General features: G+C 64.5%; 15 protein-coding genes and 2 pseudogenes. 8 read left to right on the top strand and 9 right to left on the bottom strand.

The genetic code is table 11. From position 1 onward, the window contains the following. Window positions 1-7 precede the first annotated feature (7 nt). The 4 genes from BLW48_RS29295 to BLW48_RS35160 form a co-directional block, all read right to left on the bottom strand. Window positions 8-841, bottom strand: a complete 834-nt coding sequence (locus BLW48_RS29295) for a branched-chain amino acid ABC transporter permease (RefSeq protein ID WP_093179053.1) — start codon at window positions 839-841, stop codon at window positions 8-10. Between the two features lie 31 nt (window positions 842-872). After that, entirely contained in the window at window positions 873-2,042 is a 1,170-nt protein-coding gene (locus tag BLW48_RS29290) for a substrate-binding protein (RefSeq protein ID WP_093179052.1), read from the bottom strand. A 53-nt stretch (window positions 2,043-2,095) separates the two neighbouring features. Next, window positions 2,096-2,992, bottom strand: a complete 897-nt coding sequence (locus BLW48_RS29285) for a nitrilase family protein (protein ID WP_093179050.1) — start codon at window positions 2,990-2,992, stop codon at window positions 2,096-2,098. Between the two features lie 298 nt (window positions 2,993-3,290). Then, window positions 3,291-3,527: a hypothetical protein gene (locus BLW48_RS35160; RefSeq protein ID WP_143047818.1), complete on the bottom strand. Its 237-nt coding sequence runs from the start codon at window positions 3,525-3,527 to the stop codon at window positions 3,291-3,293. A 468-nt stretch (window positions 3,528-3,995) separates the two neighbouring features. Between BLW48_RS35160 and BLW48_RS35155 the strand changes: the two genes are divergently transcribed. Beyond that, entirely contained in the window at window positions 3,996-4,250 is a 255-nt protein-coding gene (locus tag BLW48_RS35155; RefSeq protein WP_143047817.1) for a hypothetical protein, read from the top strand. Between the two features lie 44 nt (window positions 4,251-4,294). On the opposite strand, the pseudogene BLW48_RS29275 reads toward BLW48_RS35155, so the two are convergent. Beyond that, a pseudogene (locus BLW48_RS29275) lies at window positions 4,295-5,125 on the bottom strand (molybdopterin cofactor-binding domain-containing protein); the annotation flags it as partial. Between the two features lie 313 nt (window positions 5,126-5,438). On the opposite strand from BLW48_RS29275, the gene BLW48_RS29265 reads away from it, so the two are divergent. Both BLW48_RS29265 and BLW48_RS29260 read left to right on the top strand, forming a co-directional pair. Next, window positions 5,439-6,482: an NAD(P)-dependent alcohol dehydrogenase gene (locus BLW48_RS29265; protein ID WP_305367594.1), complete on the top strand. Its 1,044-nt coding sequence runs from the start codon at window positions 5,439-5,441 to the stop codon at window positions 6,480-6,482. Between the two features lie 2 nt (window positions 6,483-6,484). Then, complete coding sequence (locus BLW48_RS29260; RefSeq protein ID WP_093179044.1) at window positions 6,485-7,699, top strand: multidrug effflux MFS transporter; 1,215 nt, start codon at window positions 6,485-6,487, stop codon at window positions 7,697-7,699. A gap of 228 nt (window positions 7,700-7,927) precedes the next feature. Here BLW48_RS29260 and BLW48_RS29255 read toward each other — a convergent pair whose 3' ends face one another. Next, entirely contained in the window at window positions 7,928-8,752 is an 825-nt protein-coding gene (locus BLW48_RS29255; protein ID WP_093179043.1) for an SDR family oxidoreductase, read from the bottom strand. 37 nt (window positions 8,753-8,789) lie between these two features. Next, window positions 8,790-9,806: a zinc-dependent alcohol dehydrogenase family protein gene (locus BLW48_RS29250; protein ID WP_093179041.1), complete on the bottom strand. Its 1,017-nt coding sequence runs from the start codon at window positions 9,804-9,806 to the stop codon at window positions 8,790-8,792. Window positions 9,807-10,265: 459 nt separating this feature from the next. Here BLW48_RS29250 and BLW48_RS35940 point away from each other — a divergent pair, with 459 nt between their 5' ends. Further along, a complete protein-coding gene (locus BLW48_RS35940) occupies window positions 10,266-10,463 on the top strand; it encodes a carboxymuconolactone decarboxylase family protein (RefSeq protein WP_371127576.1) in 198 nt (65 codons plus the stop codon). On the opposite strand, the pseudogene BLW48_RS29240 reads toward BLW48_RS35940, so the two are convergent. Together BLW48_RS29240 and rraA are read right to left on the bottom strand one after the other, a co-directional pair. Next, window positions 10,454-10,647: pseudogene (locus BLW48_RS29240) on the bottom strand (IS110 family transposase); the annotation flags it as partial. The gene BLW48_RS35940 and the pseudogene BLW48_RS29240 overlap by 10 nt on opposite strands. 60 nt (window positions 10,648-10,707) lie before the next feature. Next, window positions 10,708-11,253 carry a ribonuclease E activity regulator RraA gene (gene rraA / locus BLW48_RS29235; RefSeq protein WP_093179159.1) on the bottom strand — a complete coding sequence of 182 codons (546 nt, stop codon included), beginning with the start codon at window positions 11,251-11,253 and terminating at the stop codon, window positions 10,708-10,710. Window positions 11,254-11,453: 200 nt separating this feature from the next. Between rraA and BLW48_RS29230 the strand changes: the two genes are divergently transcribed. From BLW48_RS29230 to BLW48_RS29215, 4 genes are all read left to right on the top strand, one after another. Beyond that, complete coding sequence (locus BLW48_RS29230) at window positions 11,454-13,421, top strand: aconitase family protein (protein ID WP_093179040.1); 1,968 nt, start codon at window positions 11,454-11,456, stop codon at window positions 13,419-13,421. Window positions 13,422-13,443: 22 nt separating this feature from the next. Further along, complete coding sequence (locus tag BLW48_RS29225; protein WP_256330988.1) at window positions 13,444-14,166, top strand: Crp/Fnr family transcriptional regulator; 723 nt, start codon at window positions 13,444-13,446, stop codon at window positions 14,164-14,166. A gap of 48 nt (window positions 14,167-14,214) precedes the next feature. After that, the gene (locus BLW48_RS29220; protein ID WP_093179036.1) at window positions 14,215-15,102 is read left to right on the top strand and encodes a LysR family transcriptional regulator; all 888 of its coding nucleotides are present in this window, start codon (window positions 14,215-14,217) and stop codon (window positions 15,100-15,102) included. 201 nt (window positions 15,103-15,303) lie between these two features. Further along, the gene (locus BLW48_RS29215; protein WP_093179034.1) at window positions 15,304-16,293 is read left to right on the top strand and encodes a Bug family tripartite tricarboxylate transporter substrate binding protein; all 990 of its coding nucleotides are present in this window, start codon (window positions 15,304-15,306) and stop codon (window positions 16,291-16,293) included. The last annotated feature ends 15 nt before the right edge of the window (window positions 16,294-16,308 follow it).

The following is a 16,308-nucleotide window of genomic DNA, read 5'->3' as shown; positions in this document are numbered from 1 at the left end:
GATGATCTCAGCCACGTGCAAACCCCTTGGGGCGGATGCGCAAGGTCACCGCGGCCAGCACCGCGATGGTCAGGCCGCCGAGCACGGGATTGGCGTAAGTGCTCACCAGAACCTGGCAGGCGCCGAAGACCAGGCAGGTCGCCAGCAGACTCAGCATCGAATGCCCCGACACCATGACCAGCATGAACGCGCTCACCAGCCAGGGCAACCCCATGTTCGGGTCGACGCTGGACAGCGGCGTGATCATCGTGCCGGCCAACGTGCCGAGGCCGGCACCCAGACTGAAGGTGATGAAGCGCACGCGGCCGGCATGGATGCCCAGGCCGCTGGCCAGTTCCTCGTTCATGATCACCGCGCGCGTGCGGATGCCGAAGCGCGTGCCGTTCAAGAGCGCCGTGAGCAACAGGCAGAGCGCGACCGCGATCGGCACCAGCAGCAGGCGGTAGGCCGAGTAGTCGACGCCGAACACCGACCAGGTGCCCGACAGCGGCGCGTCGACGAACTGCACCTCGCGCCCGAACCCCATCACGATCAGCTGGCCGATGACGATACCCAGGCCCCAGGTGGCGAGGATGGCGTCAAGCGGCCGTTTGTAGAGCGGCTTGACGATCAGCCACTCCACCAGCATGCCGGCGGCCATGCCCGCGACCAGCGCGAGCGGCCAGCTCAGCCAGGGGTCGAGCTTGAGCTGAGTCACGACATAGCTGGCGTAGCCGCCGAGCGTGAGCAATGCGCCGTGCGCGAAGTTGACGATCTTCATGACCCCGAAGATCATCATCAGCCCGGCGGTGACGACGAACAGCATCGCCGCCGTCGTGAGTAGGTCCAGCAAGAGCACCATGGAAAGTTTCAGCCTGCGGTAGCAAATCCGCTTACTTGATGTTGGGGCACTGTGCGCCCGGATCGACGTTCTTGAAAGTCTCCAGGATCAGGATCGATCCGTCGGCTTGCACCTGCCCCAGCCGCATCGACAGCTGCGTGTGACGGCTGCTGTTCATTGCGACGGCACCGCGCGGACCTGTGTACGACACCTCGCCCAGCGCCGAGGTCACCTTGGCCGAGTCCGTCGAACCGGCTTTTTCGACCGCCGCCTTGTACAGGAAGAACGCTTCGTACTGGGGTTCGGAGAGTTCGTTGGGCGTCTTCAGGTCGGCGCCAAACTTCTTCGTCATCGCGGCGATGAATTCCTTGTTCTGTGGCGTTTCGATGCCGGTGAGGTACGAGGCCGACATGTACAGGCCCGTGGCCACGTCGCCCATGGTCTTGGCCGTGCCTTCGTCGATCGCAAGATTTCCATAGGGCAGCGTGAGGCCGGCGCCCTTGAGTTGCTTGGCCAGGGACACATTGGGAGCGCCACCGGCTGTTGCACTGATCAACGCATCGGGCTTCACGGAACGGATCTTGGAAACCACCGAGGTCCAGTCACTGCCGTCGATCGGCAGATATTCCTCGCCAACGACCTTGCCGCCCTTCTTCTCGATGTACTTCTTCGTGAACTCCAGCATGCCGCGGCCGAAGGCGTAGTCGTTGCCCACCAGGAAGAAATTCTTGGCGCCCTTGGCGTTCGCAAAGTAATCGACCATCGGGGAGACTTGTTGCTCGGGCACCCAACCGTTCACGTACATCCAGGGGTTGCACGAACGGCCCTCGTAGAACGAGGTGTAGATGTAGGGCACCTTGCCTTTTGTGACCACCGGCAGGGCGGCATTGCGCGCGGCGCTGGTCTCCATGGCGATGATGGCCTGGACCTTTTTCTGGAAGACCAGCGTGTCGAAAGCCTTCTGCGCGCCCACTGCGCCCGAGGCGTCGTCCACGATCTCCAACTCGACCTTGCGGCCGAGAATGCCGCCGGCCGCGTTGATCTGCTCGACCGCGAGTTGCGACGACTGCACGACGGCAGGCGCCACCACGCTGTTCGCGCCCGACAGGCCGACGGCCACGCCGATGCGGATGGGATCTGCGGCCTGGGCATTCAGCGCCACGGCGAGGGCGGACGCGCCGACCAGGCTGCCGACACACAAGAGGGACGTTAGTTTTTTCATGGTCAAAATCCTCGAAGGGTTCAGGTTGAGAAACAAGGGGATGTCGTGTCGATTCAGTGCCGCGGCAGCGGCCAGCCCGTGCCCAGCATCGGGTCGTAGATGTCATCGCGTCGATCGCGCAGCACGTCGTTGAACACGTTCAGATGGCGCGCCCGGCGCGAGGCCTTGAGGTTGATCCGGGCATAGAGGATTTCCTCGGCATCGTGCGAGGCGGGCCCGGCCAGCGGCCAGCCCTGCGCACCCACGATGAGGCTCTGGCCGACGAAGGGCTGGCCCCGCTCGGTGCCGATCCGGTTCGCGCAGACGATGCTCAGTCCGTTGCTGTGGGCATTGGCCATGGCCAGCGTGGTCGCCATGGCCGGGCGGTCCGCCGGCTGTTCGGACATGGGCACCCAGTTGGTGGGCATGCAGACGATGTCGACGCCCTGCATCGCGAGCAGGCGGTATGTCTCGGGAAACCAGCCGTCGTAGCAGATCACCACGCCCAGACGGCCCAGTTCGGTGTGGAACACCGGCAGCCCCTTGTCGCCGGACTCGAAGAACAAGTGTTCGTCGCCCCAGAGGTGCAGCTTCCGATAGGTGCCGAGCCAACCACCGGGGCCCAGCACGGCAGCGGCGTTGTACAGGCGGTCGCCTTCGCGTTCAGCGATGCCGGCAATCACGTGGACCTTGCACCGCCGCGCCACCTCGGCCCAGGCCTGCGTGCTGGGCCCATCGGGTACGGGCTCGGCCAGCGAGAACGCCTCGGCGCGGCTCGCGAACACGTAGCCGCTGTTGGCAAGCTCGGGCAGCACGACGATCGCGGCGCCTTGTGCGGCCGCCTCTTCGATCAGCCGCACCGACCGCGCGACATTCGCCGTCGTGTGGCCGACGCGCGGCTCCATCTGCACGCTCGCCACGATCAGGTCCGGGAATTCCGGGCTCGCTGAAAGTCCATCCGCCGTTGCCATCTACGCTCCAAAAACAAAAAAGCCCTCGACCACGCTTTCGCGTAAGTCGAGGGCTTTCATAGCCGGTATGTGAAGCAGCGCTGTTGCTGCCCGAATGCAATCCAACCGATTGCTTTCGTGGGGCTGGAGATTATGGAGATGACGGCGTCATGTCAATAGCGCTCCAAAATCATTTATCAGCGTAAACCCTTGAGCCGCTACGAATACTGTCGCCCGCCTGAGCAGGACTCTACGAGCCGTCTCTCTCTGGTGGAACATCGCAACAGGCAGGCTTCAGGGGGAGCTGACGGCTTAAGGTTCATTTGAGGGCCTCGCGCAAAAGGTTGAGCGGAGATTCAGATGGATGTGTCGTGCTGCAGTAACTTTCACTTGCCTCTCGGTCGGGGAGCGCGGTTACCGAAGCAGTTCGAATCGCTCCGGCTTCGGTCTCGCCGAGACCCTGGCATTGCACATCAATCAGAAGCGCGATGCGGGCTGGAGGCCGCTGCATCTCCATATCGCGAAGCCAAACGCCCTCGCGTTCTTCTTTGCGCATGGACGCGTTATTCTCCGCCGCTCAAAACACGTTCAGGGGAGTGACATGGTTGCCAGAATCTCTGGGGCAGTCTCTGTCCAGACTGGAAGCCGGCCTTCATCTACCTGAAGTTCGTGGCGGACATGTTCGTCGCCGCAGAACTCCAACCGGGCGTCGTTCTCCTCACCTATCGGGCCATCCACCTCCAGTCGGATGGCTCTCTGGCCCTACACACTCTGCGTTCTTCGCTGTGGCTCTCGGTCGGCGACCAATGGCAAATCCGCTACCACCGAGGCACTGCTGCCATCGAGATTTGGTAAGGGCGGGACATCAGGCCGGCGCAACGACGTACTGCCTCGAAGTCCCCACCGGGGTGGCCTGCACTTGAGCGCGCGCGATGGTCGTGTAGAGCAGTGTACGGTCCAAGAGTCGCGTCACTGTGCACCGGGCGGTCGCGCTGGGCTGCGTGCGGAGGGGGTCGAAGATGTCATGAATGGCTACGAGATCACGCTGCTGCGCGATGGTCATTTCGATCAAGTCACCCCGTGCACAAGGCACTGGTCTTGCGGAGGAATCTCGATGAAGTCATTCGCCGGAAACTACCCGCTGCGCGAGCAGCAGCAGGTGTTTACCGCGAGCACGGCGGCGGTTTCGGCTACAAACCTGGCTTCCATCCGGCGCTCTTGGCGCGTGCAGCGTCGCAACCCTGCAACCCATGCGCCAATCATGGAGGGCATCCGTTGATCAACTGGTGGAACTTTCCTGCAAACGTTGCCGCCTGTTTCGGCTCACGCCACTGGTGGCAGGCGATCCAGTAGCCTGTCGAGCGTGATCGGATAGTTGCGTACCCGGACGCCGGTCGCGTTGTAGACCGCATTGGCTACCGCGGCCGCGACACCGCACATGCCGAGTTCGCCTACACCCTTGGCCTTCATCGGCGACGAGATCGGGTCCGTCTCATCCAGGAAGACCACCTCCTGATGGGGGATGTCGGCGTGCACTGGCACCTCCTAGCCCGCCAGGTCGTGATTGACGAAGAAGCCATGCCTCTTGTCGAGCGCCAGTTCCTCCATCAACGCCCCTCCGACGCCCATCGTCATGGCACCGATCACTTGGCGGCGGGCGGACTTCGGATTCAGGATGCGCCCCGCGGCGCAAACTGCAAGCATGCGTCGAACGCGTATCTCGCCGGTCGCGGCGTCGACACCGGCCTCCACGAAATGTGCGCCGAAAGTGGACTGCTGGTACTTCTTGTCGAGGTCTTCATATTCGATGCCGTCCTCGGCCGCCAGGCCATCCGTGCCCGCCGCTTCGGCCAGCGGCACTGCACGTGCGCCAGCGCGCACCGTGCCGTCCGAGAACTCCGCGGCACCCGGCGCGATGCCGAGCTTGCTCGACATGGTCTCGCGCAACTTCATGCATGCCGCGAAGACACCCGAGGTCGAGTTGTTCGCTCCCCATTGCCCGCCGGAGCCGACCGAGATCGGACAGGCTGAATCGCCCAGGCGCACGAAGACCCCGTCGAGCGACATCCCCATCGTCTCGGCGGCGGTCTGCGCAATGATGGTGTACGACCCCGTCCCGATATCGGTCATGTCGGTTTCCACCGTGACCATGCCGCGGTTGGGGGTTGCTGTCCACGGGGCCGATCGTCGCCGCGGTGGTGGGCTTCGGGCTGCTGCAGGTAGTCTTCAGCGCCCGGCTAGATCGACTCGATTGCGATTGGGCGCGCGGCATGGCGGCCAGTGCACCGACGAGGTGGTGGGAACTGCCTGATCCTAAGCATTCATGCAGCTCGCTCGGGCTCGGGGGACAGTTCTTCGGCAAGTGCAACTTGTCAATCCTTCAAGTCGAGGCGGACTAGTGCCAGGATCCTGCGCCACTTAGAGTTCATCTCGTCGTGTGTGCCGCCCCGGCGCACGCCTTGCTTCGATGCAGTCTGCAATGCACACCACCGGCTATGCCGCCTACAGTCCCACCGCACCACTGGCCTTGTTCCAGTTCGAACGCCGCAGCCTGCGAGCCAACGACGTGGCGATGGAAATCCTCTACAGCGATGTCTGCCATCCGGACCTGCACACCGCGCCCAATGATTGGGGTTGGAGCTACTACCCCATCGTGCCCGGCCATGAGATCGTCGGTCGCGTTGCCGCGCTCGGCGCCGGGGTCAGCCGCTACAGGGTGGGTGACCATGTGGCCGTTGGCTGCATGGTGGACAGCTGTCCCGCCTGCGACCAGTGCCGCAAAGGCGAGGAGCAACTATGCCGTGCCGGCAACACGAGCACCTATGCCGGGCAGGACCGCATCACCGGCGAGAACACGCAGGGTGGCTGCTCCAAGCACCTGGTGGTGCGCGAAGAGTTCTGCTTGCGCATACCCGAGGGGCTGGACTTGGCGCTTGCGGCGCCGTTGCTGTGTGCAGGCATCACCACTTGGTCGTCGCTAGGCACTTGGAACGTGGGCCCGGGCGGCCGGGTGGGCGTGATCGGCCTGGGCCACATGGCCGTGGGGCTGGGCGTGACCGTGTTGAGCCGTAGCAACGACAAGCAGGTCGATGCACTGGCACTGGGGGCCGCCCGGCTGTTGGTCTCGTCGGACCCGCAGGCGATGGAGAAGGCCACCAGCGACTTCGACCTCATCATCGACATGGTGTCCGTCAAGCACGACTTGACCCCGTACCTTCCGCTGCTAGATGTAGACGGCACACTGGCCATCGTGGGCCAAGTCGGTCCGACGATACAGGAGAGGAACACCGCGCCTCTGCTGCTGGGCCGCCGCCGCATCGCCGATTCGCTCATCGGCGGCATCCATGAGACGCAGGAGATGCTGGGCTTCTGTGCGGAAAAGAACATCCTGCCCGACTGCGAGATGATCCGCATAGACCAGATTAACGAAGCCTTCGAGCGTATGGAGCGGGCCGACGTGCGCTACCGCTTCGTGATCGATAAGGCTTCGCTGCCCGCGCAGGTGGCTTGACCATGGCGTCGCACCTTGCCGCCACCGAGGCCGCGGCCAGCCCTTCGCGTGGGAGCAAATTGCGCCTTCTGCTGATCCTCGGCGCGCTGATGGCCTTCACCTCGCTGTCCACAGACATCTATCTGCCCGCGATGCCGCAGATGCAGCGCGAGCTGCAGGGCAATGCGGAGCTGACCATCACCGGCTTCCTGGTCGGCTTCGCGTTGGCGCAACTGGTCTGGGGGCCGGTGAGCGACCGCATCGGCCGGCGCCGGCCGCTGGTGATCGGTGTGGCGCTGTTCGTCGTGGGCTCGCTCGGCTGCGCGCTGTCGCAGACCATGGGCCAGATGGTGTTCTGGCGCATGTTCCAGGCCTTCGGCGCCTGCACCGGTCCGATGCTGGCGCGTGCCATGGTGCGTGATCTCTATCCCCGCACGCAGGCGGCGCAGACGCTGTCGACGCTGACGGTCATCATGGCCGTCGCGCCCATCGTCGGGCCGCTGCTGGGCGGCCAGATCGTGCGCTTCGGCTCCTGGCACGGCATCTTCTGGCTGCTGGCTGCCGTGGGCGCACTGATGCAGCTGGCGCTGCGCCAGTTGCCCGAGAGCCTGCCGGCGGCGCGGCGCGCCACCACGCCCACCTCCGAAGCGTTCGCCGACTACCGTGCTCTGCTGGGTAACGCGGTCTTCATGCGCTACACGCTGTGCGTGACGCTGTTCTACGTCGGCGCCTATGCCTTCATCGCCGGCTCACCCCACGTGTATATCGAATACTTCCATGTGGACGCTCAGCACTACGGCTGGCTGTTCGGGCTCAACGTCGTGGGCCTGATGGCCGTGAGCATGGTCAACCGCAGGCTGGTCAGTCGTTACAGACTCGACGCGCTGCTGCGCACGGCCACTGCCATCGCGGCGCTGGCGATGCTGGCCGGCCTGGGGCTGGTGGCGTGGCACCTGGGTGGACTGCCAGGCGTCGTCGTGCCGGTGTTCGTGTTCTTCTCGATGAACGGCGTCATCGCCGCCAGCGCGACCGCGGCCGCGCTCGACGACGTGCAACCGGGGCTGGCCGGATCGGCTGCGGCCCTGATCGGATCGCTGCAGTACGGCAGCGGCATTGTCTCGTCGTTGTTGCTGGCGGGGCTGTCCGACGGCACGCCTCGGCCTATGGTCGTGGTCATGGCGCTGTCCGGCACCGCCTGCGCTGCGATGGCGTTTTGGCGTCGCAGGGAGCTGAACTGAAGATGACTGCACGCACGGACGGCTTGCCGCTGGGACCGATAGTCCCATAGTCCCGCCTGTCTGCTCTAGGTGCTCGCACGGCAGCAGGTTCGCGGCGTGGCGGCTGTCTGTGCCTGCCAACCGCCGCACACGCTCAAGCGCTCCACGCGCAGCAGCGCCAGGCCAGTACCCGCCGAAAAAATGCCGGTCAGCGCTTGGCTGACTGGCTTCGGACGGCAGGGCTTTTTGCTAATGTTTCTGGGCCTCAGGCCCGTAGAAGAAGTTGGCCGTCGCACCGCCGTCGATCAGGAAATCGCTGCCGGTGATGAAGCCGCCTTCGGGCCCCAAGATCAGCGCGGCCAGCGCGGCGATCTCGTCCGGTGTACCGGCCCGGCCCGCAGGCATCTTCTTCAGCATGCCTTGGTAGAACGCCGCGCGCTCGCCATAGAGCTCGTCATGCGCCAGCGGGGTCACGATGATGCCGGGGCTGATAGCGTTCACACGCGCGCCGCGCTCGGCCCAGCGGATTGCCTCGCCACGTACCCGCAGCGAGTTGCAGCGCTTGGACATCTGGTAGGCATGCAGCGTGTCCCGCACGCCCTTGACGAAGTCCAGCGCCATCAGCTCCTCAGGGGGGGCCGTGGCCAGCAGCGCATCCTGTTCAGCCGTCAGCGCCGGCATGCGGTAGCCCGACTGGGAAGAGATCACGACGCCCGAGCCGCCCTCGGCCATGACCTTGCCGAACTCTTCGAGCAGCACGGCCGTGCCGTACAGGTCCACCTTGAGGATTGCCTCGATGGGGGCCTGGCTCGGCGAGACGCCGGCCGCCTGTATCAGCGCCTTCACGGGTCCGAGCGACTGGGCCTTGCGGACCACGGCCTGCACCTGGCCGCGGTCCGACACGTCGGCCTGCATGGCCGTGACCTCGAAGCCGGCGTTCTCCAGCACCTTGGCGGCTTCGTCGGCCGAGCTCTGGGTGTGGTTGGCCACCAGGATGTGGCGCCCCTGGCTGACGCGGCGGGCGATGGCCTGGCCGATGCCGCCAGCGCCGACGACGACGGTGAGTTCCTTCATTGCGTTGCTCCTTTATTGAACTGGATCGCTGTGCGCATCACACGCGCAGCAGGGTCTTGATGGCCCGGCGCTCGTCCATGGCCTTGTAGCCCTCGGCCACGTCGGCCAGCGGGATCTGCAGGTCGAACACCTTGCCGGGGTTGATCTTGCGGCGCATGATCAGTTCGATCAGGCGCGGCAGGAAACGTCGCACCGGGGCCGGGCCGCCCAGCATGCCGGTCTGCGAGAAGAACAGCTTCTGCCCGTCGAACTGCACACCGTGCGGCACGCCGACGTAGCCGATCATCGATCCCGGCCGGGCAATGGCCAGCGCCTGCTGCATGGACTCGTTGGTGCCCACGCACTCCAGCACGGCGTCGGCGCCGATCTGGTCCGTCAGCGCCTTGACCTTGGCTACGCCCCCGTCGCCGCGCTCGGCCACGATGTCGGTGGCGCCGTACTCCAACGCCAGCTCCTGGCGAGCCTTGTGCCGGCTCATGGCGATCACGCGCGCCGCGCCGAGCTGCCGGGCGGCCAGCACACCCATGAGACCCACCGCCCCGTCGCCCACGACGACGGCGGTGCAACCGGGCTGCACCTGCGCCGCCACGGCAGCGTACCAGCCGGTGCCGAGCACGTCGGAGGCCGCTAGCAGGCTGGGGATCAGTTCATCGTCGGGTTGCTGGTCCAGTGCGATCAGCGTGCCGTCGGCCAGCGGCACACGGGCGAACTGCGACTGCGCACCGGTCATGAACTCGCGCTGTACACACGAGGACGGAAAACCGAAGCGGCAGTGCGGGCAGGTGTTGTCGGACAGGCAGAAGGAGCCGATGACGAACTGCCCGGGCTTGACCGAGGTGACGGCGCTACCAACCTCGACCACGGTGCCGCAATATTCATGGCCCATGTGCATTGGTGCGTCGACCTGATTCAGCCCGCGGTAGGGCCACAGGTCCGAGCCGCAGACGCAGGTGGCGGCCAGGCGGATGGTCACGTCCGTTGGTTTCTGGATGGTCGGCTCGGGCATCTCCTCAATGCGCACGTCGCCGGGGGCGTAGAGCTTGGTTCCCAACATGTTGATGGCTCCTGGTGAAAGGTCTGGGGGTCAGGCAGTCTGCAGATAGGCATTGCCGTGGTGTGGCGAAGGCCTGGCTGAAAGCATCGATCGCCGCGACAAGGGCGATCCCGTGGGCTGCGCGCCCCCTCATGGGGTCGCACGGGTTGTTTGGAGCAATGTAGGCCGGGGCTTCGTGCCGGGCAAGGTGTGGCACGCTTGCGGCAGTCGAAAGCGCCACTTGCGAATGAGCAGATTGAACATGTGGCGTGGCCGGCCATGCGATTGCCGTCCCCGCGTGCGCTGCCAATCCCTTGTTCCCACGGGAGACCGCTTCCATGAAACAGTCGCTTCCTTTCCTGGTCCTGGCGGCCGCCACCGGTTTCGACGCTGACGCTCAGCGGAGCGCCGTGCCCGACACGCCCGCGGCGTGCATGGCCCGCGAGACCGCCGCCCCAGTTGTTCGCCTACACGCAGGACGTGCTGTTCGGCGATGTGTGGAAACGCAAGGACCTGGCGCCGCGCAACCGTAGCCTGGTCACGCTCTCCGCGCTGGTGACCAACGGCCAGGCGGCGCAGATGACATCGCACATCAACCTCGGACTGGACAATGGCCTGAAGCCGTCCGAGATCGTTGGAGTCCTCACGCACCTGGCCTTCTACAGGTCCTTGAGGTGATCCAGCAACCGTTGCACCAGCAGTCGAAACGCGCCAGGGAGGTCGTTGGCGCCGTCCTTGATCAGTTCAGGAACACGGCTAGCGATGTAGCCGATTCTTTGCGGAATGACGATGCCAAACTCGCCGAGCAGTCCGCATCGTTCTTATTTGTCTTGACGTAGGGCTTTACGAACTGCGGCGCCATCGCCGGTCATGGCGAATCTGCCGCACCCACTTCGCAGCGAAAAGCGATGGCTCCCTTCCGTCACCTTGGATCGGACCCGGCTGCATATCTTGCGGTCGCGGCAATCGCATCATCAACGTGGATGTTCGATTCCGTCAAACCCTGCGGCAGCACGATCACACCGTCCTCATCCGCGACCAGCCGCGCGCCGGGAGTGAATGTGACACCGCCGAAGTGAACCGGCAGGTCTATCTCGCCCCTGCCACCGATGTCCGCCCGGCGCGGGATCGTCCCGAGTGCCTTCACTCCGATGTCCAATGCGTCGATCTCGATGCAATCGCGGATCATGCCGTTGACGATGACGCCGGCCCATCCATTGCGCACCGCCAGGCCGGCCATGACGTCTCCAAACAGCGCACGCCACGGCAAAGCGGCGCCATCGATGACCAGCACCTGTCCGTGTCCGGGCTGGTTGATCAGGACGCGAAGCGCGCTGATCCCGTTCGTGTAGCGCGCCGTGCGGATGGCGCCCGCGAACGCGCGTCTCAGGCCGAATCCCACGAAGGGAAGTTCGCACACCTGCGCGCCATCGCAGGCATCGCAAAGATCAGTAGATTTGAAGGGCATGCGCACATGTTAGGTGCGCGCAGCGGCCAACGGATAGCGCATTCCGCGATAGCCCCGATGCCGTCTGAGCACTCGCGCCTGCCGCGCTGGCAAGCGACCGGTTTTCAGATGCTATGCCAAGCGGCGATAGCCCCCGTGGCGCATCAGCACTACATGTGCAGGTCCAGCGTCTCCTAAAGTGTGGCCACGAGGTTCAATCCATGACGATCATCCGACTCAATTCGCGCGTCCTTTTCCTGAGCAACGACCCCGAAGTCGTCGAGCGGCAGCTCCAGGGTGAAAATCTGGCTCTGGTGGAGGCTGGCGCACTCCGAGACAATATTTCAACAGACGAGATCACTCCGGCAACGGTGGCCGCCGTCTGGGACGAGCGCCTGGGCCGCTATCCCTACCTGGGCTTTGTTTCGGGAGGCCGTTGTCCGATCGGAATCGATGCGGTCAAAAATGGCGGTTTCGCGGTCACTGTCGCCGGCAAGCGCTACGGCAAGGGTTCCTCGCGCGAGCACAGTCCGATGTCAGAGCGCGCCGCCGGCATTCGCCTGGTGGTCGCGGAAAGCTTCGAGCGGATCTATCGCCAGAACGCGGACAACCTCGGCTTGTTCACCTCCACCGACTTCAGTCTCATCGAGCGTGTACAGAATGGTGAGCCGATCGACATTGAGGAACTGGTGGCTTCGCGCGATGCTCAGGCGGCGGCGATCCTGCGCCATGGTGGATTGCTGCGCTATGGGCGCGAGCGGATGAAGCAGATCAGCCTGCCGCCGGCGAACACCAGCAGCAGCGGCTCAAGAACCCTGGTCGAGAAGATCATCGCGAGTCACTTGATGGTGACCGGCGACAGCGGCTCCGGTCTGAAGGCGGGCAGCGGAGCCTTCGTTCGACCCGATTGGCGCTTTCTTATCGAGTACTACACGCCGATGTGCGCGCACATGTTGCACGCGGAGTTCGGCCGGCCACTCAAGTTGCACGATCCGCAGAGTGTGCGGCTGTTCGAGGACCACACCTCCTATGTCCACCGCAGCATCGCGCACACGCGCGCCGGATTGCTGCCTGCTGTCCAGAACGTTGTTCGCGAGCATCGCAAGTTTGGCGAGGAGTACGGCTTGATTGCGCATGGCCTGCTGGCGGATGGTGTCGGCAGCGAAGGCATCTCGCACCCGATGATGTCCGAGCGCTATGCATTGCCCGGGCAGATCATTGTCGGCACCGACTCGCACACCACCCACAGCGGTGCGCTCGGCTGCCTTGCCTTCGGCGTCGGCAGCACCGAGATGGCCAACGCCCTCGTCACGGGACTGGTCCGGATCACCGTTCCTGCGTCGCTGCGCGTTGAACTCGCGGGCCGACTGCCGACGGGGGTGAGTGCGAAGGACGTCGTCCTGCACTTGCTGGCCGACCCTCGCATTCGAGCCGGCTCCGGGGTCGGCAAGGTGTTTGAATTTGCCGGTCCGGTGATCGCCCAGCTTTCAACCGACGAGCGGGCGACCCTGACCAACATGACTGCGGAACTCGGCGGCTTCACCGGCATCGTTGCCCCCGACCAAGAAACGGTTCGTTTCCTGCGCGAACGCCGGGGCATCGACTTTCAGCTGCAGGATTGGATGTGCAGCGATGCGGAGGCCTCCTATGCGGAGATCATCCAGGTTGACTGTTCTGCGCTCGCGCCGATGGTGGCTCGCCCCGGCGATCCCGGCAACGGCGTGCCTGTCACCGAATTGTCGGAACGCCCCAAGGTCGACATCGCCTACGGCGGCTCGTGCACGGGCGGAAAGCGCGAGGACTTCGACTCTTATCATCAGGTGCTTTCGTGGGCTGTGAATCGGGGCTTGCGGGTGCATCCGGGCGTGAAGCTCTATCTCCAGTTCGGCACGATCGACGTTCGCGACTACTGCGTGGAGAAGGGCTATCTCGACGTCTTCGAGCGCGCGGGCGCCGAGATGCTGCAACCCTCCTGCGGTGCGTGCGTCAATGGTGGGCCTGGGACGTCGGAGCAGGCGAGCGAGGTCACCGTTAGCGCTATCAATCGCAACTTTCCTGGGCGATGCGGTCCTGGAAAGGTGTGGCTCGCCAGTCCCGCCACGGTGGTGGCCAGCGCGCTTGCGGGCGAGCTCGCGGCCTTTGCGGAGGTGCAGGCTCGAGCCGAAGCAGGGCCCTTGCATGCGGCCTGAACATGAATGCCATCGGCAAACGGTGACCAAGCTGGCCCTCGACAACCATGAGCGTGAAGCCGTCGCCAACGATCCATGGTTCTCGTCACTGTCGGCGACACTTCGTCACGACATCCTGCGGCGCGCGCAGGTGCGGCGCTTCCCTGATGCAGGCGTGATTTGCCGGCGCGGTGATCCCGCCGACGCCTGGCTGGCGGTATTGGCTGGCGCGGTGCGAATCGGGTCCCATACACCTGAGGACAGGCAACTCACGCTGCGCTATATCGAACCGGGCGTGTGGTTCGGGGAAGTCGAGATGTTCGATCTGAAAGGTCGGCCCTACGATGTCCTGGCGCACGGGGACACCACCTTGCTGTGTGTCGGGCGCGAAGAGATGCAGGAGATTCTGGTCAATCATCCCGAGTTCTGCCTTGCGCTCTTGCGTCTTCAATCGCAGCGTATGCGCCAGCTGTATCGTCTCGTGGAGGACCTCAATACCAAGTCGTTGCGCGCCAGAATCGCTCGGCAGCTTTCGCAGCTCGCGCGCACCTACGGGGAGCCGGCGGACGCAGGCAGTCCGGAGGTGCGAATCGCCTTGCGCCTGCGACAAACCGAGCTTGCCGGCTTGATCGGCTGCTCCCGGCAGAGGCTCAACCAGGAGTTGAAGCTGATGGAGCGCGACCGAACGATCCGCATCGAGCACGGCGGCGTTGTCGTGCGAAATGGCCAGGCGCTGCGGCAGATCTACGAGCGCGCTTCTTCATAACCACCGCTCCTGGGCGACAATCCAGCCCACCAGCCTTGGTCCAGGAACATGCGTCGCGTCGATCCCGTCAGCCTTCAACTGTTCCTCGCCGCCGCGCGCGAAGGCTCGATCAAGCGCGCGGCCGATGCCGAGCACATCGCGCAATCCGCGCTCAGCCGGCGCATTGCCGATCTGGAACACACGCTGGGAGTGCAACTCCTGAGCCGTTCCCCCCTCGGCGTCACCCTCACGGAAGCAGGGCAGCGAGCGTACGCCCTCGGCGAGAAACTCGACGCCGATATTCAATCGTTTGCGCGGGAGGTGCAGGCGCTGAGCGGGGAGGTCGCCGGCACGGTGCGTCTGTTTGCCAACCTGTCCTCGGTGGTCGGATTTCTGCCGGAACGGCTGCATGCATTCCGGGGCGATCACCCGAACGTGGAGATCGTGCTGCAGGAGCGCTTGTCCAGCGAGTGCATCCGGGCCTGCCTGGACGACCGTGCGGATGTGGCGGTCTGCCTCGCAGGAGTGGCCGTACCGCCTGCGCTTGAGTCCTGGCATTTCGCTGACGACCCGCTGATCGTCATCCTGCCGCCGAATCATCCGTTGACGAGGCAGCGCGCGATTCGTTTCACGGAGCTGCTGCATCATCCGATCGTGCGCATCCAGACCGGCGGCGCTGGCGACAGTTTCCTGCAGGAGCAGGCGGAGAAGCTTCGGATGCCTTACACACCGGTTGTCGCTGTCAGCAGCTACGAGGCCGCCTGCCGCATGGTGGAGGTCGGACTGGGCATCGCGATCATGACCGGAAGCGCCTTGCGCGCGCTCGCCGGGACGAAGCGCTTCGTGCGACGACCGCTCGACGAGCCCTGGAAGGACCGGGAGCTGTGTGTGTTTGCGCTCAAGAAGTCGAGTCGGTTGCGAGCCGTGGACGCGATGATCGCTGCTCTGCGCAGCTGATCCTCGGGCCGGGCCCGCACACTGCAATTCGGGTAAGGGTATCGCGTTCCGTCATATCCCCTGTGACGCAAGAGCACTTCGCCCGGCAACGGCATCGCACCTACAGTCCGCCCGAGCGAGCATCGCTCTATCAATAAGAGCTGCCAGGTGGCGTCGCCGCCAAGGTAGCGGAATCTTCCGCCAATTCCACGGAGACAAACCATGCACATTCCTTTACTTCTCGGCCGCGGAGCCGCTGTTGCCCTTTCACTGTGGAGCCTCGCCGGCGCGTTCTCGCCGGCACAGGCGCAATCGGCCGATATCAGGCCGCTGCGCCTGATCGTTCCCAATCAGGCGGGTTCAGGCGTGGACGCAGTGGCCCGCGCGATGAGCAGCAGCCTGGCTGCCGCGTTTGGGCGGCCAATCGTCATCGACAACCTGCCCGGAAGTGGCGGCGTGATCGGGACGCAGCAGATCGTGCGGGCCCCGAAGGACGGGTCGGTTCTGGGCATGGTGTCCTCCAATCACGTCATCAATCCTTTCATCTACAAGCACGTACCGTTCGACGCCATCAAGGACTTCACTGCGATCTCGGTGATCGCATCCTCCCCGCTGGTCCTGGCGGTGAACCCGGACACGGTCAAGGCAAAAACCACGCGCGAGTTCATTGCCGAGCTGAAGGCAAATCCCAAGAAGTTCTCCTATGGCTCGTCCGGCAACGGGACAGTTCTGCACTTGGCCGCGGAGTATTTCCTCAGCGAGGCGGGTCTCCAGGCCCAGCACATCCCGTACAAAGGCACAGGCGCCATGACCACAGACATCATCGGCGGGCAGGTTCATTTCGGCATGTTGCCGCTGGTAGTCGCGGCCCCTCAAATCAAGGCGGGGAAGCTGCGTGCCCTTGCGGTGAGTACTGCGTCACGCAACCCGGCGCTGCCGGACGTGCCAACGGTGGCCGAGAGCGGCATTCCGAACTTCGAATTCGACAGCTGGGTCGCGATCATCGGTCCGGCGGGCATGGCACCTTCCGTGGTCGCGAGCACGTACCAGAGGCTCAAGGAAGCACTGGCGACAAAGGAGGTCCAAGACAGCTTCGTGGTGCAAGGTTTCACGTCGATGACGACCACACCCGAGCAGACGCAACCCTTTCTGATCTCCGAACTGGAGAAGCACGGCAAGCTGGTGAAGCGGTCCGGTGCCACCGCCGAATGATCTCGCGCGATCCGG

The organism is Variovorax sp. YR266, from assembly GCF_900107295.1.
In the GTDB taxonomy this organism is placed as follows: Bacteria; Pseudomonadota; Gammaproteobacteria; order Burkholderiales; family Burkholderiaceae_C; genus Variovorax.
This window is presented reverse-complemented; position numbering and strand designations above follow the sequence as displayed.

Bases quoted from the DNA above. Each gene is read 5' to 3' on its own strand.
- BLW48_RS29255 (WP_093179043.1), bottom strand. From the start codon at position 8,752: ATGAAGGAACTCACCGTCGTCGTCGGCGCTGGCGGCATCGGCCAGGCC.
- BLW48_RS29285 (WP_093179050.1), bottom strand. From the start codon at position 2,992: ATGGCAACGGCGGATGGACTTTCAGCGAGCCCGGAATTCCCGGACCTG.
- BLW48_RS29295 (WP_093179053.1), bottom strand. From the start codon at position 841: ATGGTGCTCTTGCTGGACCTACTCACGACGGCGGCGATGCTGTTCGTC.
- BLW48_RS29290 (WP_093179052.1), bottom strand. From the start codon at position 2,042: ATGAAAAAACTAACGTCCCTCTTGTGTGTCGGCAGCCTGGTCGGCGCG.
- BLW48_RS29215 (WP_093179034.1), top strand. From the start codon at position 15,304: ATGCACATTCCTTTACTTCTCGGCCGCGGAGCCGCTGTTGCCCTTTCA.
- BLW48_RS29220 (WP_093179036.1), top strand. From the start codon at position 14,215: ATGCGTCGCGTCGATCCCGTCAGCCTTCAACTGTTCCTCGCCGCCGCG.
- rraA (WP_093179159.1), bottom strand. From the start codon at position 11,253: ATGCCCTTCAAATCTACTGATCTTTGCGATGCCTGCGATGGCGCGCAG.
- BLW48_RS35160 (WP_143047818.1), bottom strand. From the start codon at position 3,527: ATGCGCAAAGAAGAACGCGAGGGCGTTTGGCTTCGCGATATGGAGATG.
- BLW48_RS29265 (WP_305367594.1), top strand. From the start codon at position 5,439: ATGCAGTCTGCAATGCACACCACCGGCTATGCCGCCTACAGTCCCACC.
- BLW48_RS29230 (WP_093179040.1), top strand. From the start codon at position 11,454: ATGACGATCATCCGACTCAATTCGCGCGTCCTTTTCCTGAGCAACGAC.
- BLW48_RS29260 (WP_093179044.1), top strand. From the start codon at position 6,485: ATGGCGTCGCACCTTGCCGCCACCGAGGCCGCGGCCAGCCCTTCGCGT.
- BLW48_RS29250 (WP_093179041.1), bottom strand. From the start codon at position 9,806: ATGTTGGGAACCAAGCTCTACGCCCCCGGCGACGTGCGCATTGAGGAG.
- BLW48_RS35155 (WP_143047817.1), top strand. From the start codon at position 3,996: ATGAATGGCTACGAGATCACGCTGCTGCGCGATGGTCATTTCGATCAA.